At 34.9% G+C, this 22,775-nt stretch carries 24 protein-coding genes and 3 pseudogenes; 9 read left to right on the top strand and 18 right to left on the bottom strand.

All coding sequences use genetic code 11. The features are described from left to right. Positions 1–206 precede the first annotated feature (206 nt). Entirely contained in the window at positions 207–989 is a 783-nt protein-coding gene (locus tag AC2TFD_RS13665; protein WP_484675991.1) for an AraC family transcriptional regulator, read from the top strand. Between the two features lie 273 nt (positions 990–1,262). Here the strand turns inward: AC2TFD_RS13665 and AC2TFD_RS13660 are convergent, their stop codons facing one another. The 3 genes from AC2TFD_RS13660 to AC2TFD_RS13650 all read right to left on the bottom strand — a co-directional run bounded on the left by AC2TFD_RS13660 (position 1,263) and on the right by AC2TFD_RS13650 (position 3,789). Next, the gene (locus AC2TFD_RS13660) at positions 1,263–2,207 is read right to left on the bottom strand and encodes an aldo/keto reductase family protein (RefSeq protein WP_484675990.1); all 945 of its coding nucleotides are present in this window, start codon (positions 2,205–2,207) and stop codon (positions 1,263–1,265) included. A 281-nt stretch (positions 2,208–2,488) separates the two neighbouring features. Further along, positions 2,489–2,623 (bottom strand): BA3454 family stress response protein, encoded by a 135-nt coding sequence (locus tag AC2TFD_RS13655; protein ID WP_484675989.1) that lies wholly within the window; start codon positions 2,621–2,623, stop codon positions 2,489–2,491. Positions 2,624–3,243: 620 nt separating this feature from the next. Next, positions 3,244–3,789: an HXXEE domain-containing protein gene (locus AC2TFD_RS13650; RefSeq protein ID WP_484675988.1), complete on the bottom strand. Its 546-nt coding sequence runs from the start codon at positions 3,787–3,789 to the stop codon at positions 3,244–3,246. A gap of 99 nt (positions 3,790–3,888) precedes the next feature. Here AC2TFD_RS13650 and AC2TFD_RS13645 point away from each other — a divergent pair, with 99 nt between their 5' ends. Continuing rightward, entirely contained in the window at positions 3,889–4,176 is a 288-nt protein-coding gene (locus AC2TFD_RS13645) for a transposase (protein WP_484675987.1), read from the top strand. Positions 4,177–4,422: 246 nt separating this feature from the next. Here AC2TFD_RS13645 and AC2TFD_RS13640 read toward each other — a convergent pair whose 3' ends face one another. Further along, positions 4,423–5,004 carry a sugar O-acetyltransferase gene (locus AC2TFD_RS13640; RefSeq protein WP_484675986.1) on the bottom strand — a complete coding sequence of 194 codons (582 nt, stop codon included), beginning with the start codon at positions 5,002–5,004 and terminating at the stop codon, positions 4,423–4,425. 741 nt (positions 5,005–5,745) lie between these two features. Beyond that, the gene (locus AC2TFD_RS13635; protein ID WP_484675985.1) at positions 5,746–6,129 is read right to left on the bottom strand and encodes a YkvA family protein; all 384 of its coding nucleotides are present in this window, start codon (positions 6,127–6,129) and stop codon (positions 5,746–5,748) included. A gap of 729 nt (positions 6,130–6,858) precedes the next feature. Between AC2TFD_RS13635 and AC2TFD_RS13630 the strand changes: the two genes are divergently transcribed. The 3 genes from AC2TFD_RS13630 to AC2TFD_RS13620 all read left to right on the top strand — a co-directional run bounded on the left by AC2TFD_RS13630 (position 6,859) and on the right by AC2TFD_RS13620 (position 8,588). Then, positions 6,859–6,984, top strand: a complete 126-nt coding sequence (locus AC2TFD_RS13630; RefSeq protein WP_484675984.1) for a YjcZ family sporulation protein — start codon at positions 6,859–6,861, stop codon at positions 6,982–6,984. A gap of 87 nt (positions 6,985–7,071) precedes the next feature. Then, positions 7,072–7,149, top strand: coding sequence for a YjcZ family sporulation protein (locus AC2TFD_RS13625; RefSeq protein WP_484676310.1), 78 nt, complete (start codon positions 7,072–7,074; stop codon positions 7,147–7,149). Between the two features lie 179 nt (positions 7,150–7,328). Continuing rightward, entirely contained in the window at positions 7,329–8,588 is a 1,260-nt protein-coding gene (locus AC2TFD_RS13620) for a hypothetical protein (protein ID WP_484675983.1), read from the top strand. 470 nt (positions 8,589–9,058) lie between these two features. On the opposite strand, the gene AC2TFD_RS13615 is transcribed toward AC2TFD_RS13620, so the two are convergent. Together AC2TFD_RS13615 and AC2TFD_RS13610 are read right to left on the bottom strand one after the other, a co-directional pair. Further along, entirely contained in the window at positions 9,059–10,534 is a 1,476-nt protein-coding gene (locus AC2TFD_RS13615; protein WP_484675982.1) for an amidase family protein, read from the bottom strand. A gap of 491 nt (positions 10,535–11,025) precedes the next feature. Next, positions 11,026–11,205 (bottom strand): annotated as a pseudogene (locus AC2TFD_RS13610) (IS110 family transposase); the annotation flags it as partial. 198 nt (positions 11,206–11,403) lie between these two features. Between AC2TFD_RS13610 and AC2TFD_RS13605 the strand changes: the two are divergent. Further along, positions 11,404–11,790 (top strand): YmaF family protein, encoded by a 387-nt coding sequence (locus AC2TFD_RS13605; protein ID WP_484675981.1) that lies wholly within the window; start codon positions 11,404–11,406, stop codon positions 11,788–11,790. A gap of 259 nt (positions 11,791–12,049) precedes the next feature. Here AC2TFD_RS13605 and AC2TFD_RS13600 read toward each other — a convergent pair whose 3' ends face one another. Then, positions 12,050–12,385 (bottom strand): hypothetical protein, encoded by a 336-nt coding sequence (locus AC2TFD_RS13600; protein ID WP_484675980.1) that lies wholly within the window; start codon positions 12,383–12,385, stop codon positions 12,050–12,052. A gap of 530 nt (positions 12,386–12,915) precedes the next feature. On the opposite strand from AC2TFD_RS13600, the gene AC2TFD_RS13595 reads away from it, so the two are divergent. The 3 genes from AC2TFD_RS13595 to AC2TFD_RS13585 all read left to right on the top strand — a co-directional run bounded on the left by AC2TFD_RS13595 (position 12,916) and on the right by AC2TFD_RS13585 (position 15,720). After that, positions 12,916–13,275 carry a hypothetical protein gene (locus tag AC2TFD_RS13595; RefSeq protein ID WP_484675979.1) on the top strand — a complete coding sequence of 120 codons (360 nt, stop codon included), beginning with the start codon at positions 12,916–12,918 and terminating at the stop codon, positions 13,273–13,275. A 54-nt stretch (positions 13,276–13,329) separates the two neighbouring features. Further along, the gene (locus tag AC2TFD_RS13590) at positions 13,330–13,479 is read left to right on the top strand and encodes a hypothetical protein (protein ID WP_484675978.1); all 150 of its coding nucleotides are present in this window, start codon (positions 13,330–13,332) and stop codon (positions 13,477–13,479) included. Positions 13,480–14,028: 549 nt separating this feature from the next. Next, positions 14,029–15,720 carry a GMC family oxidoreductase gene (locus AC2TFD_RS13585; protein ID WP_484675977.1) on the top strand — a complete coding sequence of 564 codons (1,692 nt, stop codon included), beginning with the start codon at positions 14,029–14,031 and terminating at the stop codon, positions 15,718–15,720. Between the two features lie 575 nt (positions 15,721–16,295). Here AC2TFD_RS13585 and AC2TFD_RS13580 read toward each other — a convergent pair. The 10 genes and pseudogenes from AC2TFD_RS13580 to AC2TFD_RS13535 all read right to left on the bottom strand — a co-directional run. Next, positions 16,296–16,505: pseudogene (locus AC2TFD_RS13580) on the bottom strand (low molecular weight phosphatase family protein); the annotation flags it as partial. A gap of 227 nt (positions 16,506–16,732) precedes the next feature. Then, positions 16,733–16,906 carry a DUF1259 domain-containing protein gene (locus AC2TFD_RS13575; protein ID WP_484675976.1) on the bottom strand — a complete coding sequence of 58 codons (174 nt, stop codon included), beginning with the start codon at positions 16,904–16,906 and terminating at the stop codon, positions 16,733–16,735. A gap of 15 nt (positions 16,907–16,921) precedes the next feature. Then, a complete protein-coding gene (locus AC2TFD_RS13570) occupies positions 16,922–17,116 on the bottom strand; it encodes a hypothetical protein (protein ID WP_484675975.1) in 195 nt (64 codons plus the stop codon). A gap of 358 nt (positions 17,117–17,474) precedes the next feature. Next, positions 17,475–17,759, bottom strand: coding sequence for a hypothetical protein (locus tag AC2TFD_RS13565; protein ID WP_484675974.1), 285 nt, complete (start codon positions 17,757–17,759; stop codon positions 17,475–17,477). A gap of 308 nt (positions 17,760–18,067) precedes the next feature. Then, complete coding sequence (locus AC2TFD_RS13560) at positions 18,068–18,250, bottom strand: hypothetical protein (protein ID WP_484675973.1); 183 nt, start codon at positions 18,248–18,250, stop codon at positions 18,068–18,070. Positions 18,251–19,578: 1,328 nt separating this feature from the next. Next, positions 19,579–20,004: a DUF5342 family protein gene (locus AC2TFD_RS13555; protein WP_484675972.1), complete on the bottom strand. Its 426-nt coding sequence runs from the start codon at positions 20,002–20,004 to the stop codon at positions 19,579–19,581. Positions 20,005–20,040: 36 nt separating this feature from the next. Further along, positions 20,041–20,175: pseudogene (locus AC2TFD_RS13550) on the bottom strand (PepSY domain-containing protein); the annotation flags it as partial. 72 nt (positions 20,176–20,247) lie between these two features. Then, entirely contained in the window at positions 20,248–20,604 is a 357-nt protein-coding gene (locus AC2TFD_RS13545; protein ID WP_484675971.1) for a PepSY domain-containing protein, read from the bottom strand. 180 nt (positions 20,605–20,784) lie between these two features. Beyond that, positions 20,785–21,336 (bottom strand): PepSY domain-containing protein, encoded by a 552-nt coding sequence (locus AC2TFD_RS13540; protein WP_484675970.1) that lies wholly within the window; start codon positions 21,334–21,336, stop codon positions 20,785–20,787. Between the two features lie 50 nt (positions 21,337–21,386). After that, positions 21,387–22,775: a sensor histidine kinase gene (locus AC2TFD_RS13535; RefSeq protein ID WP_484675969.1), complete on the bottom strand. Its 1,389-nt coding sequence runs from the start codon at positions 22,773–22,775 to the stop codon at positions 21,387–21,389.

Raw genomic sequence — 22,775 nt, 5'->3', positions numbered from 1 at the left:
GGTGTCGTACAACGATGTTAAGCGCTTTCTTTTTCTAGTAAATTGTAAAATAATATTTTTCCTTATCACCTCCTTTACGTGGGAATACCGCTACAGACAGTATCAAAAGCTCATTTTTCTACTTTCATTGTTCTATGACCTTAAAAAATTTCTTATCTCTTGAGAATTTAGCTCCGTTCTATTAAGTTAATAAAGGGGGTGTACAAATGGATATTGAAATGCTGCAAAACTTGGTTCCACATATTCTTCTTTTTGTTGATAGACGTTGTACTCCCAGTTGGGAAATCATTAACAAAAAAATTGGCTTCCAGGACCTGACTTTCGTTGTGGCTGGGAAAGCCAACTATTTTATTAATGGAGTAAAATATACTGTCGAACCCGGGGACGTCATATACATACCTGAAGGCAGCGTCCGCGAAGCACATACATTCTACGAAAATCCAATGCATTCTTTCGCTTTTAATTTCAATTGGACGCCGGCGGGCAGTCCTATACCTCTGCCATTGGAACCCGTGACGAAAAATGTTATTACAAGTGAGATTAGAGGTTATATCAAGCAGATCACACAGATATGGATGAGTAAACAGCCGGGATATATCATGCAAGGTAGAGCTCTATTTATGCTGATTATCCATAAGCTTCTATTGATTTCCTCTCATAAATCAACCTATATACAAACAGATTTAAGAGTGAAAAAAGTGTTGGATTACGTTAATGAGCGCTACCCGGATAAACTTGAGTTGTCTGGAATAGCCACTCTCTTCAATCTTCATCCGGTTTATTTCGGAAAGCTATTTAAAGAAAATACTGGTTACTCGTTCAAAGGATATTTAAATTTAATTCGTTGCAATAATGCTGAGATGTTGTTGTCCACAGGTGGATTTTCTGTAACTGAGGTTGCTGAACGGTGCGGATTCAATGATGTTTCATATTTTAGTAATGTGTTTAAATTGATAAAGGGCTATCCGCCATCTAATGTTTCCAAATAAGTGGTTTCATAGAGTTATATAAGTGTTACCTAATTATAAAAATAGAGCGAGTTATTCATCCATAGAGGAACTAGATATTTTTTGTAATTATTAAATGTAATTTTCTTTTCACGCTAAATCGCTAACGAGTGCTAATTCTTGTTTACTATTAATAAAACAACAAAAATAGAGTGCTAAAACATTTAAGCTTTAGCACTCTATTATTAATGTTATGTTTACTTTCTCTTCAAAAATTGAACTACTTACTTTTCATCTGTCCGATCTAAAATGTCTTTATGACAAAATTCCCTCAATTTTTTCAATAACCTCACTCGTAAGTTCAATTTCAATGGCTTTGACATTTTCTTCTACTTGGCTTGGTCTACTTGCACCAATTAATGCGCTTGACACATTAGGCTGACGTAAAATCCATGCTAACGCAAGGCTAGGTAGAGTGATTTCTAATTCCTTAGCGATCTTCTCTAACTGTTCCACCTTAGTAAAGGTAGTCTCGGTCAACATACCCTTTATGAAGTTGTTGATTTCTGCATTTGAGGCACGGCTATCCTCTGGAATGGAATTTCCTTTATATTTTCCTGTTAAAATCCCCTGAGCGAGAGGAGAAAAAACCACCTGTCCGATCCCATGCTTTGAACTCACCGGAATAACTTCCTTTTCAATATAGCGGTTTAACATGTTATATACAGGCTGGTTCACGACAATTCGATCTAAAAGGAATTTATCAGCCACACGGACTGCCTCTTCAATCTGAGCTGCACTCCATTCACTTACACCAGCATAAAGAATCTTTCCTTGACGAATTAAATCATCAATGGCTCTCAACGTTTCTTCAACTGGCGTTTCTTGATCATAGCGGTGACAGTAAAAAATATCAACATAATCTAAGTTCATTCGCTTCAAGCTCGCATTGGCTTGTTCAATCACATGCTTCCTGGATAATCCGCGATCATTCGGACCTTCACCCATTGGCCAGAACGCTTTTGTCGTAATGACATAGGATTCACGTGGATACTCCTTTAATGCCCCTGCCATAACTCGTTCACCTTCGCCACGCTCGTAAACATTGGCAGAATCAAAAAAGTTAATCCCTAGTTCATAAGCTTTATGTATTGTTTTCTCAGCCGTGTTATCTTCAACCGTTTTCCCGTAGGTTAACCAGCTTCCTAAACTTATTTCACTTACCTTTAACCCACTATTCCCTAAACGTCTGTACTTCATCGAAATTATCCCTCCTGAATATCCAATAATAACCATGGAGCCATGGAGCCATGGGGACGGTTCTTCTGGACTACTTTTGAGAAACGTCGATGTGAGAGGGCCATGAGAACCGTCCCTATGGTGTTAATATATAAATCTTCCTTAATTATAAAAATAAAGCCGTTATTCATCCATAGAGGAACTAGATATTTTTTGTAATTATTAAATGTAATTTTCTTAGCTATCCAAAATCTATTCTTCAAGTGGAAGTTCCATAATCCTTTTAATCCCAAGATCCTTATTTAATCGGCCCATTGTTTAAGAACTTGTTCTTTTGCTATACGATAAATTTCTTCTTCTGTTTGGTTTTTGGTAGCTATTACGTTGGTTTGATAAACTTTACCTTTATGTGTTACATAGATTGTATACTTGTACACTTTTGTTCTTCCCCTTTTTATAATTCTAATAATTCTAACTCTTCATTCATTCCACTTCACTAATAAATCCACTTTCATTTAGTTATTCCTACAATTTTTTGACTTTTTTATATTTTACAAATAACGTGAAAGTTATTAAAGCTAAAAAAAAGGTCAAGATTTGACAAATACTCAACTTAACAAAAATTAATATACTCACTAGCCACGTTAATGACTGGCAAAGTCAATAAAATCAACAAACTTTTTATGATTCTAATCTCTTATGTATTTTGTTACACTTCTTAGAATGCAGAAAAATGTCGAAAAATAAAAACTAAAAAAGGCTGGCTTCTGATACCGATCTTAAATTACATTTTTGTTTTAATCCTTCAAATTAAATAACCACAAAGAAAAAAAACCACCTTAGATAAGATGGTTTTCTTGCTTATTTATTAAACTAACGCACCCCGTTAGTTCAAGAACAAAAAAGACCTGCGAAACACTTCGCAGGCTTGTTTTTATTTTACAGATTTTAGTATAGCAATCATTTGAGCAAGTTCTTTTTGTTCTTTTTCAGAAGGAGCAAATTTAAATCCAACTGCTTCCCCGAAAGTAATTTGTTATTTATTGGATGAAATTGATTATCTTATTAATTTTCGTCCTAAAAGATTCCCTAATAGAAATATTGGTACCATTAGAATGCTTAGGGGAATACTTTTGAATAGTAAATGACCGTCTATGAGTCCTAATTCAAACAAGCGATAATAGGAGAAAAAAGAATAGGGAATGACGATGAATAACGCCGTTATGACACCAGGTGTATAACTGCGAAAAATGATTGTTTGTCCAATATGCGAAAATGACTGAATAAAAAATACATTTAATGTTGCAGTAAATAGAAGAAAGTTTGCCCCGATTGGGAGTTGGCAAACGGTCATAAATGTGATTAATGATATAAAAAGTAAAATCCATGCCATACTAATAGAAAGTTGGACGGATTTCGCACCCTTAATTTTTTTAATCGATATCGTAAGTTTGGCAAGAAAAGTTTCCGGAATCTTATTTTTGTACTTTGTAATAAAACTCTCAACAGTAATAATCTCCTCTAAGCCATGAAACATAAAAGTGACAGGGAACAACCAAATAATTGTTGCAATATAATAAAGTTCATGAATTGTCTCTAGCATCTTTAGCCTCCTCAAAGGGATACCTGTGCATGTCTAATTAAGATATTGTATGCTATGGAACGAGTTTAAGAATTAAACCGTGACTATGTAGGTGATTTTATGAAGATTTTCTTGGTTCTATCTAGTATTGTACTTCCTGTAATTATGTTCTTTCTACAGAAATTCCGAATGATATTCCGTATTATTTTTAATCTAGTTGCCGTCGTATCAGCAATTATATTTGGAGATATTGCTTCTGTTTCAGTTTATGAAATCATTAAAGATCATACTGTATTTATGACAAATATCCATTCCATATTCCTAAATCCATTTTTCTTATCAACTGGAGGTTATTTAGGTATTTATCTCATTTATCGACTGATATTCATAACCCTGGATGAAGGATAAATGTGCTTTGTAATCTTCTGTCTTTTAAAGTATCATTAATAATTGTAAAAAAGACCAAAATACGCAAGTAATGCAAAACTTGCATATTTTGGTCTTATCAATTTTATTCCTTATTGTGGTAAAGCACCCGTTAGCTTAAGTACAATTCTTCACAATCAAATGGTACAATTGAAAGGTTGTCCCCAACTTATTTGTGGGAAAATACCCATCTCACAATCGCTTGTTTTTTATCCGATGAAACCAAAATTACTCTAAATTATTATTTATTTTTTTTACAACTTTTGCTGGCACTCCTGCAACAACAGTATTTTCTGGGACATCCTTAGTGACGACTGCTCCTGCCGCAACAACAGAGTTGTCCCCAATCGTCACACCAGGTAATATTGTTGCGTTCGATCCAATCCAAACATTCTCACCAATATTAACAGGTGATGGGTATGTCGTGTTTCTAGTATCTAAAGATACCCCATGATTAAGTGTTGCTATTGTAACATTCATACCAATCATTGTACCGTCTCCGATAGTAATTCCACCTCTATCTTGGAATGAACACCCTGTGTTAAAAAACACGTTTTTTCCAATCGAGATATTTTTACCAAAGTCTGTATAAAAAGGCGGAAAACACATAAAAGATGAATCCACCTTTTCACCTGTCAATTCACTAAAAATCTCTACTATTTCTTCTCTTGAATGATAGGATGTATTCAATTCCATCGTGATTTTTTGGGCTTCATAACTACATTGGATTAATAGCCCATGCAATTCTTTATCCTCACCTGAAATTGGATTGCCTTTCTTACAAAAATCTATAAAATCCTTCATCTCCATTATTAAAAATCACCTTTCTTTTTTGCTACTAATTTAATTATACTTCTTGTTTTGTTGGGTGAATAATCATATCACTTACGGATACTCTTTCAGGTATATCAATTACATAAGTAACTGATTGAGCAATATCTTCCGTAGAAGCCCCACTTTTTTGTGCTGTATGGAGTTCATCTGAAACTTTTTTATCACAAATTGTCTTATATATTTCGATTTAAATATAGACCGAATAACCACTTTGACCATTTTAAGTCCTTTCAGTATTAACTTTATATAGATGCCCACTATTACTAATTAAAATGCGTATTCTTATACAACTAACTTGCCCTTTAGTCGAACAAGCAGGGAGTAAGTTCACAATAGGTTCGTATTGATCACTTAATAAATAATCTAATTATTGGGAACGATATTCAGCAAAGGGCAAGGTAATAAACTTAAACACCTTAGAAATTTCCTCCACAAAATGTCTTGCCCAAAAATTCATTCAGTACATAGACGAATACCCAAGAATAATCAACTCAAATCACATATAATAAATTCAAATACTGACCTTCAACCAGTATTGCTTCGTAGTGACACATTCCATTGTGTCTTTGCCAGGGGAAATCCTGGCTTTTTTATTTCGCAAAAATAGTCAAATGTGGCATTAAGAGGGATACTTTTAATCCCCTTCTTCAATTAACCTGCCCATTAGCTCAAAACAGCTGCCAGAAATGGTAGCTGAATCTTATACTCTTGCACCCGTTAGCTGAAGAGTGGATAAATTTTCATAACAGCCCATACCGTAATTACGACCCAAATCAATATTATTATTAAACCGCCTATCCAATTCTTCGGCTTACCATTTCTCATCAGTTCTTCTGCTTTAACTTCACAGTCAGGTAATACATCTTTCGGTATCATCTTCAATGCTAACATTATCCCTAACGGAAGAAGAATTACCTCATCTAAATAGCCAAGAATGGGTATGAAATCTGGTATTAGATCAATCGGACTGAACGCATAAGCGACAACACAAGCAGTAAATACTTTTGCATACCAAGGTACTCGGTCATCTTTATAAGCATAATAAAGAATAAATATCTGTCGTTTTAAATTTTTCGCCCAAGCCTTAATTTTTTTAAACATTTTTATCTCCTAATAATAGTTAAGATTTTGCTTTTATTATAACAAAAGTGATTTTGATTATTGAACTATCCTGCAACGTTAGTGGAACAAGAAAAAAGCCGCCGAAGAAGCTGTTGATCTTCAACTATCGCACCCGTTAGTTTAAGTACATTTTTTCACAAACTTATTTTTTAACAGGAAAAAGGCTGCAGAAACAGCCTTACATTAATCTACGAAAATACCCAATATTTTTTATGTTCCTTGTATATGAGATTTTATAACTAAACAATTCTTGCAAAAATAAAAGAAAATATTCATCTCACCTAATTGAAAATCCACAACTGAAATAAGTTCCTGTTACCCGAGGTCTTGTGTAACTGTGGCAATGTATTTCATTTTATCGTGGGTTTTATTTACTATTTCTTCGTATGTACCTGTGCGTACAAAAGATAAAAATAAAAAAGCCCTTTTTAGGGGCTTGGCTTTAATAATCAGCACATGTCCCATTCAGTTTTATTCTGAGTGCATATGTTATAACTACCACCGCAGCAACATCTTGCATTTAGAAATACCTCCGAAGAGGCGTTTGCATGTATTGCAGACGCTTTTTTATTTTTAGAAATTGTTTAATCAAAACGCATATTTTGTCCTATCACTTATGACAATTGTCCAATCCCTCCTTGTCTTAAGAAATATATATACATAGTGAGAGTTTTTTCCTTCAGATATTCCAATAGGAGGTGTAATGATATGTGGGGCTTATGTGGCGGTTACGGATACGACGGTGGCTATGACGGTGGCTATGGCGGCAGTACTTTTGTATTAGTCGTTGTATTGTTCATTTTGTTAATAATCGTACTTGCTAGTTTTTGCTAATGTTAAATAAGCAAAATAGTTGGGATTTTTTTAAGCAAAGTCAATTGACATAAGAATAGTTGGGGGGTGCTATATATGGGTGATGGAATGGGAAGTGCTTTTGCGTTAATCGTTGTGTTGTTCATTCTACTGATCATTGTCGGAACTTCTTTCATGAGCTACTAAAATGCACAGAACAAAGGGCTAGGTTAAGTTAATCTGCCCTTTGTTCTAGAGACTTCTGAAATGAAAGGAGGATGAAGCAAATCCCATTTGATCGAAGAGAATTGAAAGGATACCACTCTAAAAAATTGTACAACATAACTTTATGACAAGTAAAACGACCATAAGGGTGAATGTTAAATATGAAAAAAACAAGGGTAACTACATTATTAGAACTATTGAATGCTATTTCTGAAAATGTGCCACAAGTTTTAGAAGTACAAGGTTCTATTCTTTCCCCTCATTCGATTACTATGCCTGAAGGCTATCATTTAACTGGAAAAAATATCGAATCATGTATAGTAAGCTTTAATAATAGTGATGGTTTTGGAGTGACTCGCAACAATACCATCTCAAACCTAACTGTAATGACAAAACAATCAAACCGAGCCATTTATACGGTGTGTGGCATTCCGGATATGGGGAATCTTGTCCTTGAAAATTTACATATTTCAGGTCAGGTTTCCATTATTTCTAGGCAAGGAACGAACAGGATTAATCTTTATGGGAACAACATCCATATTACCTCTTGCGATTCGAGGCATCACAGTGAGCAACCTCAAAAGTATGGCGTTAATGTGTACCAAGGAGCAATGACTGTATACAATTTTAATTCAAATCCAAACAGTCAAATCGATTGCAAATTAACAAACATCTCCATAGGTATTAAAAATGCTCCTGTACTCGGCTCAGGTATTTTTGTTTGCGGTTTTGGCGATGAAGGTGGCAAGGTTAATTTAGAAGCACTGACTACAGGTGCAGTCTATTCAAATGGAATGCTGCCGTATGGGACAGCAAATATTATTACCGCGGCAGTATTCATTGTGTATGGTGTGGAAGCAAAAATAGTTGAACATCATGACGAGATTGTGACTTACGGTGTGAATGATATGGTTCTGGATACATGGGGAAAAGTTGAAAAGTGGATTAGCCATGGTCAGGTTATATCTTATGGACCAAGCGGCATTGGATTTGTGAATTTTGGAACAGTAAAAGATTTCTTGGCACAGGATATTATTACATATGGATTAGGAGCAAGAGGGTTTAACCAATATGACGGTACAGTAGAAAATATTAAATTTAAATCCATCACAACCTATGGGGATGGTTCCATTGGAATACAAGTCAGTAAGCCTATTGGAAATATGATTATTGAAGAAAATGTCACAACCTATGGCTCTGTTGGCAACTCCCTAGTTAAAGGCGTAATCATGAAACTTGCGGCAAATGCCGTAAGTATTAAATCAGGGGGCAAAGTTGAAAGTTTGACCGTTAATGGAGACATTATTACGCACGGTGATGGTGTTATAAGTTACGCATTAGAAGGTGGAGAAGTGAAGGAACTTAACATTGGGGGTAACATCATTGCTAATGGTAAAAATTCGAAGGAAAGCACAAAATAATTGCAATAAAGGGGAGTATTATCTTTGTTAACCGGAGATTTAGCGTTTTTATCTTTAGGTAACAAATTATCCTAGCTTTAGAATCCGATGATGCACTTGTTGCCTTTATAGGTGGCGAAAAAATTAAATGAAATATTTACTTTTCTGGACCTTTTGTTACAGCGAGTATAGAAGGTATCCGAAGGCTGAGAAGAATTTTATTGCCGGAAAAATAGGAACGCTTGAAGGTGTGCCATTTTAATTTCCTAATATAGCTAAATTAGTAGGTGTTTGGGTACTGGGACTTGGTTTTCCGCAACTTTGATAAAAGGAATTCGCTTTTTATGTTGTAATCGTTTATGCATTAATTTATTCGATTAAATCGTCCGATCGATGAACAAAAGTTAAACACCACTCTTAAACTAAACTGCTTCGTTAGCAGAATAAGAAAAAATGCTGCAGCTGTAGCACCTTGTTTAACTCTTTCCCCCTTAGTTGAAGAGTGGGGGTTTTCTATATTTTGTAATTTGTTCAAAAGAATACGCTAGCTTAATTAATGTTCCTTCACTAAAGGCACCGCCAGCAAAAGTTATTCCGAAAGGTCTTCCATTTTCCATATAACTTGCAGGGACTGCGATGGAAGGATAGCCAGCTTTAGCACTAATAGTAGAACCGATATAAGAAGGAAACAATATTGCATCCAGATTATACTCTTTTAAAGCAAAATCAATACCTTGCACTTGGGAAAAATATAAATCTTCAAGTTTTGCATTTAAATATTCAGGATTCGCCAATGTGTTATGTTGTAATCCCTGTCTATAATCTAGCATATTCTGCCCATACTTTAACGTCTTTTCTTCATTCTTAGTATTAAATTCAATTAATTCTGTATCTGAATGTACAGGCAGATAAAAAGGAAGCTGGGAAAGGTAATTTCCTAATGCATGTTTCATTTCATAAATAGGAACCCCCCAACTCCATTCCCTGTGAAAAGATGGAATATCAAGTTGCTCGATAACTTCTGCTCCTTTACTTCTCACTATCCGAATGGCACTTTTAAAAATGTCTTCATCGTACTCACCTGAATCCCTGTAATAATCTTCAGAAGCATTGTTAAATATACCAATTCTTGCACCATTTAGTCCTTCTTTATCTAAAAAGGCTGTATAATCTTGACAAGTAAAACCTTCACTCTTATATGTAGCTGGGTCAAACTGGTCGACACCAGTTAAAGTCCCTAATAAAATAGCTGCGTCAGTAACTGTCCTTGCAAAAGGACCTGGGGTATCTTGTGTGTAAGTAAAAGGAATAATTCCACTTCGGCTAATTAAACCAACTGTTGGTTTAATCCCCACCACCGAGTTTTGAATGGCAGGACTAAGAATGGAAGCGTCAGTTTCTGTTCCGATGGACAATATGGTTAAATTGGCTGCAACCGCCACAGCCGAGCCTGAACTAGAACCCCCAACAAAAAATTCACCTGGACCATAAGGATTTAGCGTTTGACCACCTCTTGAACTGTAACCTGCCCACATCGTTGTAGACATTCCATTCGCTAATTCGGTCGTATTAGTCTTCCCAATAATAACAGCTCCTGCTTCCCGTAGTTTTTCTACTAAAAATGCATCTTTTGTACTCAAATGATTTTCTAAAGCTAAGGCTCCTGCACTTGTATGCATTTTATCTTTTGTTTCGATATTGTCTTTAAGCAAAACAGGAATACCGTGAAGTAGACCTCTCGCTCCTTTTATTTTTCTTTCATGGTCTAAACCCTCTGCAATAAAGATTGCGTCAGGATTTATCTCAAGTATAGAATTCAACTTTGATCCACTTTGGTCATACTTAGCTATCCTGTATAGGTAGTACATTACGAGTTCTTTTGAAGTTAAAACTCCCGTCTCGAATGCTTCTTGGATTTCTTTAATTGTTAATTCTTCTTTGAGAATTTTATTAAAAATTATCTCCAAAAATTATTCACCCTTTCCCCTTATGCAAAAAATTTTATTCATTATTTTATCACGTTTAGCTTTTGTTTCTTCAACTAAACTCCCTCTATAAAGAAAGGAAAATCTCTCGATTTCTCTCATTTTCTTCAAATTACGTGGTAGTTTGTTTTAATATTCATTTGAGGAATGGAATAATGGTGTATTCAAGGATAATTTTGGGGACAAAGTGAAAAAGCGACTGATAGCTACCAAACCCCACTTATCCAAAAAGTGGATAACTAGTTAAAGTATGGTTGCACTGGTGGATCTCTACATTTCTCATGGAGGTCATCCCTCCCATATCTCACAGAGTCTTCGCTCCAAAATTCCTTCGTCCAACCTTTCCATGAGGTGGATGTCAGTCATGCTGCCCGACAGGGTCCTTGCCCGTATTTTAGTTGTTTTACTGACTAATCCGTGCTTCAAATGTTTAAAACAATTAACCTACTAAATAATTTCAATCAAAAAATAAATTAGGCTGCTACCTGTAATACAGCCATATGAGGAATGTCCTTTAACATACGTTCTTCACTAAATTCACACTGCTTTTTACCGATGGTAAACAGAATACGTATGAGCTTATTACATATTGCAATTAGAGATTGCATCTTCTTCAAAGGATTATTTGGCCGTTTTGTAAAATACTCATGTAATCCTTATAAATATGTATTATTTTAAAATTCGACAAATTTGTTGTTATTTCCTTCTTCGACTAACCTGCCAAGTTAGTACATAGATATTGGGATTCTTGGTCTAAAATGCGAAAATTTACCATATATTTTTTGGTGAAGAAACATAAATTTAGAAATTAGTTATCTTTGAAGTTTCAAAAAGAAAGGTGGAAAAAACTTATGGAAATATCGGTTACAGGTTATATTGTAGAATCATCTAGTTCAAATCAAGATGCCGAACATACACATGTTTTATATCTTACTTCATGGGATGGCAGACCTGTTCATAGACATCATTTCTCAGGAGTAACCACTATTAATGATGGACATAAACATCGATATGCAGGAAGTACCGAACCAGCCCCTACTGGAGTACCTCATACACATCATTATTTTACGATTACTTCCTTCAATGACGGGCATAAACATGAAATTAGAGGAGTTACAGGGCCTGCTGTCCCCTTGCCTGAAGGAGGGCATTATCATAAATTTCACGGAGTAACCACTGTAAGCGGCACTCATCCTCATTCACATAAATATAGTGGCAACACAAGTCCTAGTAATTAAACAATCTTAATAATTTTTTGATGCAGTCACTATGTTACAGTACTTTAAATCTAAGGAAATATGCCACCACCCTCCTCCATGTTAACTTTTTTACACTTGTTATATCCTACAATAGTCTTTAGATATTTTTTCAAAAAAAGCTGAGTCTTTTTTAGAATCAGCTTTTTTATTTTTAAATAATTGTCCTTCTTTCTTCTTGTACTAACCTGCTTCGTTAGTCCAAAAGGGTGAGGTTTTAAAAACCCCACCATACTAAAAATTAAAATGATTCTTCATTTCTGCGTCTATTTCTCCGTCTACGTCTGCGTCTGCGTCTTTCTTCAATATCAAGATCAACATTTAAATTTTGATCCTGATCATTCTCTTGTTCTTGCTCAGCTGCAACCCTCGAATTACTTCTACTGTTTAGTGCAATATCTACTCTTGAATTACCAGAGTTTGTTATTGTTGCACGAGCTTCATTGGTATTTCTATCAACGTTGCGAACATCTGCCTCAGCCTCTGATTCGCTACGATTTCTTACTCTATTATCGATATCTGTATCGATATCAACATTTGTATCGACATTATTTCTGTTTCGTTCGTTTCTTGCCATTGATATTTCCTCCTTTATTTGTACTGGATAATATTTTATTCCTAAGTTTAAAAATGGAATGGTTACTTGTCCTAGGTTAATTACCCGTTTAATACAAAAAAAACTGTCTATAATAATTGGTTTTTTATAGTGAAATGGTATCAAAACATTTTAAGCGTTTTTTCTTATTCAACTAAACTGCTGCCTCGTTACTAGAATAAGAAAAATGCCTTGCTTACTAAAGCAAAACACCTGTTTGTTTGAAGAAATCAAATAATTGTTTGGTTAGAGATTCGGGTATTGCAGCAAACGATTTGGGTGCACTATCATCTGATTAAACTAATCCACACTAACAAAACCAGGTAGATGTGACTAGTTATGACTTCCCCCTCCATTACTCCCTCTCTACTTAAGCTATTTTCTTCAAAAATAATTCCAACTATAGTCTTTTTTACCCCAAAAAGGGCGTTTGTCTTCGGCATCATGTCCAATCTAGAGAGGCGATTAAAGAATAAAATGCTAAAGAGAAATAGGAAAAAGTGTTGGTCTAAATGAAAAGGGAAAGAGAGTTTGATAATCGAAGAAACCAATCTGTGTTTAGAGGTTCTGCAAAAAACAATGACACTAACAACAACGGGAACAGGAACAGGAACAGGAACACAAATGTCGATGTTGATGTGGATATTGATAATGAATTTGATAATGAAGTGAGAAATACTTCAGAATCAGAAGCAGATGCAGAAGTACAAAACACCGATAATAACGCAAATGTGGCAAGAGCTACTATCAATAACTCAGCAAATTCTCGTGTGGATGTTCGATTAAACAGCAACAGCAATGCTCGTGTAAGATCGGACCAAGAACAAGATAATGAACAAGATCAAGACACAAATGTTGATGTTGACTTTTAAGCATCTATTCTAACAAATTATCACTTTTGAATTCTAAAAAAAGGTGGTAATAAAATGTCAAGAAGACAAAATAACCGCCGTAATAACACAAACACAGATGAGAATGATGGAAATAATGATTTTGAAAACGATATTCGTAATCGTTCAGAGTCAGACGCAGAAGCGGACGTACGCAATGTTGACAGAAAACACAAATGTGGCTAGAGCAACTATCAATAACTCAGGTAATTCCCGTGTAGATATTAACTTAAATAGTAGAAGTAATGCACGTTCAAGATCAAGATAACGATCAAGATCAAAATTATGATGTAGATGTAGATTTTTAATTTAACAATAAATGGTGGGGCCATGTTATTAGGATAGATGGAAATAATGAAAAAAACACAGGCAAGAGTAAGTACCTCTCTCCTGGTTGGTATAATTCAGAAAATAATAACTCTTCCGAACCTTTTGCTATCAAAGAAGATATCGTAAGAATTAAAAGCGAAAACATAAATACGATTGGACAAAGTGTCAACTCTGATGTAGATGTGCAAGTTAATGTACATGGGGATACTACACCAATTGCGTTTGCCAATCTAACTTAGCTACTTGCTACTAAACAAATGACGGTGGAAGAGTTTGAAGAAGCGGTAAGACGTCTTGAAAATCTTATCCATGGAAAGTGGTTTAATTGTATCACTCTTCTTTTTAATAAGATTTATAAGAGAACAAGGGAATAGTATTTTAATAGCTTTGGAGAGGAAAGATGAAATGTCAGCAAAAAACGCTTTTGATTATATTGTAATCGGTGCTGGAACGGCTGGGGGGGTAATTGCTAAAGAATTATCAGATGATAAATATACATCTGTGCTTGTCCTTGAACCAGGCACAAATATGACAGAAGAATTAAGTAGTCCTAATGGTGGAACTGCACTTACCTTATCCTCTGATAATAAATTCTCCTTCAATATCCTGTCTAAATTAGAACAAACTATTGGACGTCAGCTCCTATTATCAGGTGGAAGAGTTATTGGAGGAAGTTCTGAGCATAACGCAATGCTCGCTGTACGTGGGAGCAGCAACCTTTATAATGAATGGGCTAATATTGCAGGACCCCAATGGAGCTATAATAATGTTCGCGATTTATTTATAGAAAATGAAACCTACACGGGTGAAACACAAGACCAAAACGAAAGAGGAACCGATGGACCCATCTTTATTAGACAACAAATGATTCCTACAAAGGGGCTTACTACTATCTTAGCAACAGCAACATCCGATGTCTTAAGAATCCCGATTGTCGAAGATTATAATACTGGGATAAGAGATTGTACCTTCTTTAAGTCACAATATACTCAAAAAGAAGTGGGTAGAAAAAAGTTTGTTCGTTCTTCTACTGCAACTGGATATTTAAACAAATATATTGTGACTGAAGGCGATGAATTCGATCCTGATGAGTTTGGAGTTGGTCGCAGAAGACTGGGAGTAATTGCAAAAAGCACTGTTAATAAAATTTTATTTGAACAAAATGGTGCAATCCAAATTGCTGTGGGCGTTGAATTTATTAGAAACGGCAAATCACAAAGAGCTTTTGCTCGTAAAGGGATAATCGTCTCAGCGGGGAATTTTTCATCCGTTATACTACAACGTTCAGGAATTGGTAATTCTTCTGATTTAGCTAAGGCTGGTATAAACACCTTAGTTGAAAGTCCAAATGTCGGTTACAACTTTCAAACACATTATGCTGTTGGTATAGGGGTAGAAGTGGAGACAACTCGACTATTAATGGTTATGTCATCTGATCCAGATCAACCTATACCATTAGGTGCCTTTAAAAAGGATTATGTAGCAGGACAGCGGGAAGGTCGCCGCCTTCAATTATTAGGTAACATATTTCCACGATTTATTCCTGTTCAAGATGTCTTCATTAACAACTGGAATTTTAACGAGAATAAACCGAGCAATATAATGAGTATTGGGATTGTAGATCTTAATCCTAAAAGTAAAGGGACTATTATGGCAGCACATAGCGATCCCGAAGCATACCCTTCTGTTGACTTTAATCCCTTGGATAACCCTGATGATTTAGCATATATGGTTGACTATTATATTGAGACCTTTAATATCATTGAAAGGGCACGTAAGTTAGACCCAGAGGGGATTTATAGGGTCGTTTATCCTTCAGAGGATATTTTTAACTTAAAGGATGAAACTGAGAAGCGAGCTCAACTTGCTAATTTTGCAAAGGCATCATATAACGCATTAAATCACTATGGTGGTCAATGCAGGATGGGAAGGAATATTGAAGAAGGAGTTGTGGATGGATTTCTGAATGTATTTGGTACGGAAAACCTGAAAGTTGCAGATCTTTCCATCTCTCCTATATTACCAGACGGTAATACAGCATTAGCAGCCCAAATGATTGGTTTAAATGCTGTTAGATTTATTAGATACCAAAAATAATGTAGTTTGTATAAGTAAATTAAAATAAGTTTGGGTATTTCTCTTTGAATTATATGATTGAAAAAACGTTGGTTAGAATTAATCAACGTTTTTTTGTTTAGAGACATTAATAGTCAATCTGTCATGGCAGCTACAAAGGATAATCTTTCTGATGCATGGGTCAGCGTTTGGACATTCATTGGTATTATTGGAACACTGATTATTCACTCCATGTCTAGACCCCTTAACAGGAATCATGGTGGGGTTACTTATTTTTGTATTAAAAAACTTTGTCATTTGAAGGCAAGGTTTTAATTTATTAATTAACTTTACAGGTATTTTTCCTAATGACATTCTCCTTATTAAAAGTAAACTGCCACGTTCGTATTATGAGGTCACCAGATATTTCTGGTTGACCATTTTTTATATGGTCTTTTTATAACAGTAGCCAGGGTAAAATGTAACTGCCAGTAGGACCTTGACCCCGTCAGCTAAACGGTTCGCCCCCTACTTATAGAAACATGATAGAGGCTGGTTGGGACTTAGAGCTCGTATAACAAGTGAAGCTAGGAAAACCAAGAGAAAACTCTTGGTTATTTAGTTATCTTATTCTCCAGTTTCTGAAAACGTTTGATTCTTTCACCAATTTCATAACGTACCCCTTGGAAGAACGCCCACTTTTCCTCTTCTGTTCCTTCAGTTTTGGCTGGATCATCAAATCCCCATTGTACGCGTTTTACATGTGGAGGTGTAACTAGACAATGATCGGCAGCATTCCCGCATAATGTTACTACTAAATCAGCATTGTATACAAAATTGGACAGCACCATTAATTTACAAAGACCTACTAGACGTTTCAGATTACATAGACAAGTTACCTCAAGAAGATTATCCTAAATATCAAGAACAAGTGAAAAGATCCTGCCCCGTTACCTTAGTAAGAATAAGGGATAATTCATAATTAAAGCATCACACCCTTTAGTTCAAGAAAAAGACCTTCAATGGAAGATCAAAAAAAATAATTGACTAGCCATTAGAAAAAGGCAAGGCCGGCTTCTCTCGCAGCTTCAAAACTTCTTCTAGCAAACTCAAACGGATCCATTCCCGCATTCTCCCAATGCATATACATTAACCGTGGTTCTTCAAACAGCCAGTGGTTATGAAATGCTGTTACGATAAGCCCTCTTCTTCGTAATGCATCGAGCATTGGGTTAACCTCTCTTTAAAGGAGTACAGTTTCACCTAGGTTAAGACCATTATTTTCAAAGGACAACATGAATGGAAGTGCTAATGGAGAACGAGTACGACGACCTAAAATAGTTGCTTGAATATCACGAAGACGCATAATTGTACAAACAGGAGCAGCTGAAATAACTTCACCACCGATAATATCTGCAAGTCTTTGACAAGTGGACATATTTTCCCCTCCTTTCGTTATTTTCTCACTATAACTTATGAAGAAGATGGAAGGCTTGTCTGGGTTAATGAAATATAGACCTAAATAAAATTTTCTAATCCAAAGTACTAATAGCCGTAACTTTGAACCTATCAGTAATTATGAAGAATCTCGTTATTTAGGAAATTTACTTTTCCATAAAGATCATCCTATTTTTTACGATCTAATTGAATAATCATGCAACTTTAGTAAAATAAGAAAAAGGCAGTGCCCGTTATTCATGCGAAAGCACCCCTTAATTACATTTTTCACCTGGATTATAAAAGGATGAAGTTAAAAAACTCCATCCCATTATAAAAAGATAAAAACTTTCCTCAAATTATCTACGTCTACGTCCGTCTTCAACATTAATATCAATATCAAAGTCTTGATCCTGGTCGTTTTCTTGTTCTTGGTCAGATCTAACTCTCGCATTACTTCTGCTGTTTAAACGAACATCTACCCTTGAATTACCTGAGTTCGTTATTGTTGCACGAGCTACATTGGTATTTTTATCAACGTTTCGTACGTCTGCCTCGGCCTCTGATTCGGATCGATTTCTTAATCGATTGTCAATATCTGTATCGATATCAACATTTGTATTATTTCTTCGTCTATTTTCCATTCAAAAATCCTCCTTAATTTGTTCCTTCAAAGTATAATATTCTTTATTTATATAATGGCTTGGTCAAACGCATCAGCACAACTGCCCTTTTATAATAGAACGAAATACACATCAAATCCGTATACAGTATTATTTTTGTGTTGAGTTAAAAAAATGATTATAAACCCAGTGCTACTGAAAAAACGAACAGTTCAAAAAAGACGATTATGTTTCAGGATTAAATGATAAAGAAATTATTACAATACCAACAATCAATACAAAAAAAGCCTTCCAAAAAAAAAGAGCCTGTGGGCTCTTTGAAACACTGTTTAAAGTTCCTTATTAATATTCTCTTCTTCTTCTTCTTCTTTTTCCTGTTTTGGCTTCCCGTCTTCTTCTTCTTCTTGTTCCCTCGAAGTCGTCAAAGAAGCCATCAAAGAAGGCATCATTAAAATCATCAAAAAAGTCGACTTCGAATTCATCCTCGAAGTCGTCGTCAAAGTCTTCTTCAAATTCGTGTCTCCTTCTTTCGAATTCATCTTAAAAGCGAGGCATAAGTTCAACCTCCTTCCATTTCAGAAGTAAATGAGAAAAAAGGAACGATTTACCCTAAAACTAACCAGATTTTTTCAAGTTAATAGTTGCCTCACACAAAAGATGAAATAAATTACAACTCACTAAGACCAATATAAAGCTACAGCCTCTGTATCCGATTTTAGGAAGGAAAAATTTTCTCTATGTATATATATTTTTTCGACAAGATTTGATTGGACAAGCATCATAGTTTTTTTAAAAAATTTTTCTGAATACAAAATGTAAAATAAATTAATTCCTTTTTTAACCACCCAACCGCTTTAGTTGAATAAAGAAAAAACTGCCAAAAATAGCAGCTGGTTCATAAACTCTTGCACCCGTTAGTTTAAGTGCAATTTTTCACAAACTTATGTTTTTAAAATTGTTCTATAAATTTAGTTTATAATCAACTATTAAATTAAGTAAACCCTTTTACAACGAAACACACCTTTAGATCTTTGCAGCATCATTCTTGAGGCACATCGGGTGAAGTAGAAGAACAAGCTACTAAGGACAAAACGAGAAAAGACATAAAAAATGAATAAAACATTTTTTTTGCTGGCATAATTTTAACATCTCTTATTTTGATTGATGTAATAAATGTAATTTACCTTGATTATTGAATTTTATTCGTTGTTCTTTCGTTTATTTGTAATAGTTTTCTCATTCTAATATACAATTCAAACCCTATTTATAAATGACAGTATTCTCAAATTACCTTTTGCTAGCCCGGTTTCTAAATTTCACATTACATTGGATACCTTTATTAAATCGAATAATTTTATCTGTTTCCTCAATTCCATTCATTTTAGCTTCTGTATAGATTGTCTTTCAGCAACAGGAACAAATTCTATTACACCAATGAATAATCCATCATTTTAGTATGGTAATATAGGGAACTTTCGATTTGAATATGCTACACAGGCAAGGGATAGGAAAACTAACACACAATTTTTAGTTAATAATAATGATGAAACAAAAAAATGGTTGACACTTAAGTTTTCGGAATTTCATTATATTAATTACCATAATGTTGCATCTGTACAAAGCTCAATTTTTCCATTTTAGTGTTGAGAAATTGGGCATATTAATTACAGAAACGTTCAAAACCACTAATAGAATTATGCTTGTAATGACTTTAAGTTTAAAACGAAAGACGTTAACCCCTTGGAGACCAAGGGATTTTTAGATTCTTACTTCCTGAAAATTGGCGATTATGTTAACTAGAAATGTATGTCATATACAATAATCTAATAGTTTTTAACAATTATTGTGTTAAGTGGTTCGTCATCATGTTATAAATCCTATCTTCTAGATCCCGCAGGTCCTTTTCTTCGAGTTTAGTGTTAGGTTGAGGATGAAACCACTGAATTTTTCCCTTATAATAAATCCCTTGATAATAATCCTCTTCAATGTTTAGTGTAAACTGATGACGTTCATGAAATTGATCTTCAAACAGTGGTTTTACTTTAAGGCCATGATATGCTTGGCTTGTCATCAACTCATTAACCTTCAATTCAATCTTCTGAACCACCTTTTTTTCATACTTACGGTGGGGAACGGGATAAAACCACATAATTTCTCTGTTTTTAAAAATCCCTTGATAGATATTATCTTTAAACTTTAATGTAAACTGATTGCCTTCATGATATTGGTTTTTAAACATTGGTTTAACTTTAAATTCTTGTAACATATGAATTCCTCCTACTAGTTTTTTTCTGTTAGCTTCCTATCTATATTCGATTCCTGCTTTCCCATAATCGTCACCTTCGACACTTAAAAACTTTCCATTGGCTGCATTTACTGTAACTTCCACTTCATGTTGATCAGCTGTCAATATTTCCACTACGTAGACAAGCTGCTTGTCCTCGTGATCCCAATTTTGCTTCCGTAATTATACCTTTTATTTCAACTTAGGCTATATTCTTGGCGTTTCTTATGAAATGGCTGTTGAAACATCTTTAGGAACATCTCTAGTCTTATCTTTTATTTCTTGTTTGAAATCCAGGATCTCCCCTGTTGTAGCGTTTATTTCTACATCAAATGTTCCATTTTGCTTGATGATGGTTATTTCATATTTTTTCATGCCGTTTTCTTCCACGATCTTGCTTTTTGTGATGACTCCTCCTTTGGTTTGGACTATGGCAATTTCTTTTGCTTTTATTTGACTAATTGTATTTGATGTTTCAATTATTTGTCCCGCAGTTGGCTGATGATTGAACATCCCCAAAGTACTTGCCCCTAAAACACCTGTGATTAAACTACCGGATAATAGAATCGAGAGTAAATTCATTCTTGATAACCTCCTGTTGATTTGTAATTACATCATAACTAACCAATATTAAAGAACTTGAAGGAGAAGTTTAAAATTGTCTTAGAAAAGACAAAGAATATATAGTAACAGCATTAGACTGGTCTTAGTCATATCAAAATTTTAATAAAAAAGAAAACGTGCAGCATTTAAGCTGCACGTTTAGTCATCTTCATCTGTTTCAAATGTAATAGATTCAATTTTTCCGGAGTAGGCATTAATAATCACTTCTGCTTTTTTAGTTTTCGATTGATCTATGTCAACCTCGTATACGAGTTGATCATCTTCCTCATCCAATTTGATTGAAGTGATCGTACCGCTAACTTTTTCTAACGCTAATTCTTCTGCTTTTGCGATTGTGATGGGGGTATCAGCCGAAGTAGTAGGTTGATTACCCTTTTGCGGTTCCTTGCTTTCTGATTGGCGACTATCGTGCGTTACAGGGGATGATTGTTTGACAAAAGAATCCACTTTCCCTGTTCGTCGATTTACAATAATGTCATATAGTATCTGATCTTTTACTAGAGTAAGTTTATAGTTTTCCCGATCCAGGCTTATATTCTTAATTGTACCTCCATATTTTTCTATAATCATTTGACTAACCCTGTCTTCTGAATGGGTGGAATGAGCACGATTAAACATTTTTGTTCCACCATACCAAATAATGGCACCCAGGATGAGAATTAGTAAAACGATTACGGCTATTTTTTTCATTCAATCACCTCACCTCATAAATTATTCTAAAACAGTGTATCATGGGTTCTTTAATAATCGATTAAAGGAATCTTAGAATTGCCTGAGAAGTTTATTGGCAATTTTAGCGTAACTGTTGTCCCTTTTCCTTCCTCACTTTCAATCTTAATTTCACCATGATGGGCAGCGATGATTTTCTTAGCGATTGGTAATCCTAACCCTGAACCGCCTGATTCACGGTTTCTAGCTTTATCTACTCGAAAAAATCGCTCGTATACACGTTCTAATTCTTCTTTTGGAATGCCAATTCCATAATCTGTAATAGCAATGAATAAAAAATTTCTGCTCCTGGAAATGGATATGTCAATTGATTTTTCACTGTATTTTATGGCATTGTCAATAAGTATATAAAGTAATTGTTTGATTTTCTTTTCATCAGCCATAATCAATGGGTAATCTGTGTTTACATGAATCGAAATCTCACGCTGGAACGCTTGCTGTAGATATTTCGATGTTTCACTGCAAATAGCAGCGATGTTTACTTGCTCTATTTTTAATTCCCACTGTGTATCACCCTTCGCTAGTAAAAGCATCTGTTCCGTTAGCTCCTTCATCCGGATTGACTCGGAATAAATGGCTTCAATGGCTTCTTCCAAAATATCAAGGCGCTTCATTCCCCACCGTTTTAACATATTAGCATAGCTTATTACAACGGTAAGGGGAGTCTTTAATTCATGCGAGGCATCTGAAACGAATTGTTCCTGCTTTTTATAATTTTCCTCCAATAAATCCATCATGTTATTAAACGTGTTGGCCATTTGGTCCAACTCATCATTAGATGATTGGTCTCTTCCTATTTTTTTAAATGTCTTTGAGTTTTGAATCTCTTCCATTGTCTGAATCAGTGTTTTGATGGGACGAAGGATGACTTGACTTAGTATCCGACCACCAATAACGGTTGGAATTAAAATGACGAGAGACGCAACTACTAAAATTATTTTTAAGATTCTTAGTGAATGTTCTACATCTGTTAAGGGTTCTGTTACTTCTAGTGAAACAATTTCATTATTTGTCCAAATAATCGGTATGTGTCCCACTGCGTATAAATGATAATCGATCCTCTCCACATTTATTTGCTCACCTGCTTCATATGAATACGGAAGATGTTGTAGATTGGTGTTGCCTTTTACCACTATTAGAATGGGATTGCCATTAGGAGGTAGGATCCGGATCATTCCATTTGGCGGTAAATAAGACCTTAATAAACTATTATAATTAACGGTGGAACGATTGGCTTGTTTTATTCCCTCTAATACATTGCTGATTTCTGTATCAAGTCGTTTGATTGCGTTATCCGTCATTGTTTTATTGAAAATAAAGTAAATGGAGCTATTGGTTACGACTAACAGAATAAACAGCCAAAGGGTGGATGTCAGAATAATTTTTGTTTGTATCTTCAT

The organism is Neobacillus sp. plas4, assembly GCF_057221695.1.
Note: the sequence above shows the minus strand (reverse complement) of the source record. Positions and strands in the feature narration are given on the sequence as shown.

Coding starts and splice junctions, on each gene's coding strand:
- AC2TFD_RS13665 (WP_484675991.1), top strand. CDS start 207: ATGGATATTGAAATGCTGCAAAACTTGGTTCCACATATTCTTCTTTTT.
- AC2TFD_RS13660 (WP_484675990.1), bottom strand. CDS start 2,207: ATGAAGTACAGACGTTTAGGGAATAGTGGGTTAAAGGTAAGTGAAATA.
- AC2TFD_RS13650 (WP_484675988.1), bottom strand. CDS start 3,789: ATGCTAGAGACAATTCATGAACTTTATTATATTGCAACAATTATTTGG.
- AC2TFD_RS13645 (WP_484675987.1), top strand. CDS start 3,889: ATGAAGATTTTCTTGGTTCTATCTAGTATTGTACTTCCTGTAATTATG.
- AC2TFD_RS13640 (WP_484675986.1), bottom strand. CDS start 5,004: ATGGAGATGAAGGATTTTATAGATTTTTGTAAGAAAGGCAATCCAATT.
- AC2TFD_RS13635 (WP_484675985.1), bottom strand. CDS start 6,129: ATGTTTAAAAAAATTAAGGCTTGGGCGAAAAATTTAAAACGACAGATA.
- AC2TFD_RS13630 (WP_484675984.1), top strand. CDS start 6,859: ATGTGGGGCTTATGTGGCGGTTACGGATACGACGGTGGCTATGACGGT.
- AC2TFD_RS13625 (WP_484676310.1), top strand. CDS start 7,072: ATGGGAAGTGCTTTTGCGTTAATCGTTGTGTTGTTCATTCTACTGATC.
- AC2TFD_RS13620 (WP_484675983.1), top strand. CDS start 7,329: ATGAAAAAAACAAGGGTAACTACATTATTAGAACTATTGAATGCTATT.
- AC2TFD_RS13605 (WP_484675981.1), top strand. CDS start 11,404: ATGGAAATATCGGTTACAGGTTATATTGTAGAATCATCTAGTTCAAAT.
- AC2TFD_RS13600 (WP_484675980.1), bottom strand. CDS start 12,385: ATGGCAAGAAACGAACGAAACAGAAATAATGTCGATACAAATGTTGAT.
- AC2TFD_RS13595 (WP_484675979.1), top strand. CDS start 12,916: ATGAAAAGGGAAAGAGAGTTTGATAATCGAAGAAACCAATCTGTGTTT.
- AC2TFD_RS13590 (WP_484675978.1), top strand. CDS start 13,330: ATGTCAAGAAGACAAAATAACCGCCGTAATAACACAAACACAGATGAG.
- AC2TFD_RS13585 (WP_484675977.1), top strand. CDS start 14,029: ATGTCAGCAAAAAACGCTTTTGATTATATTGTAATCGGTGCTGGAACG.
- AC2TFD_RS13575 (WP_484675976.1), bottom strand. CDS start 16,906: ATGCTCGATGCATTACGAAGAAGAGGGCTTATCGTAACAGCATTTCAT.
- AC2TFD_RS13570 (WP_484675975.1), bottom strand. CDS start 17,116: ATGTCCACTTGTCAAAGACTTGCAGATATTATCGGTGGTGAAGTTATT.
- AC2TFD_RS13565 (WP_484675974.1), bottom strand. CDS start 17,759: ATGGAAAATAGACGAAGAAATAATACAAATGTTGATATCGATACAGAT.
- AC2TFD_RS13555 (WP_484675972.1), bottom strand. CDS start 20,004: ATGTTACAAGAATTTAAAGTTAAACCAATGTTTAAAAACCAATATCAT.
- AC2TFD_RS13545 (WP_484675971.1), bottom strand. CDS start 20,604: ATGAATTTACTCTCGATTCTATTATCCGGTAGTTTAATCACAGGTGTT.
- AC2TFD_RS13540 (WP_484675970.1), bottom strand. CDS start 21,336: ATGAAAAAAATAGCCGTAATCGTTTTACTAATTCTCATCCTGGGTGCC.
- AC2TFD_RS13535 (WP_484675969.1), bottom strand. CDS start 22,775: ATGAAGATACAAACAAAAATTATTCTGACATCCACCCTTTGGCTGTTT.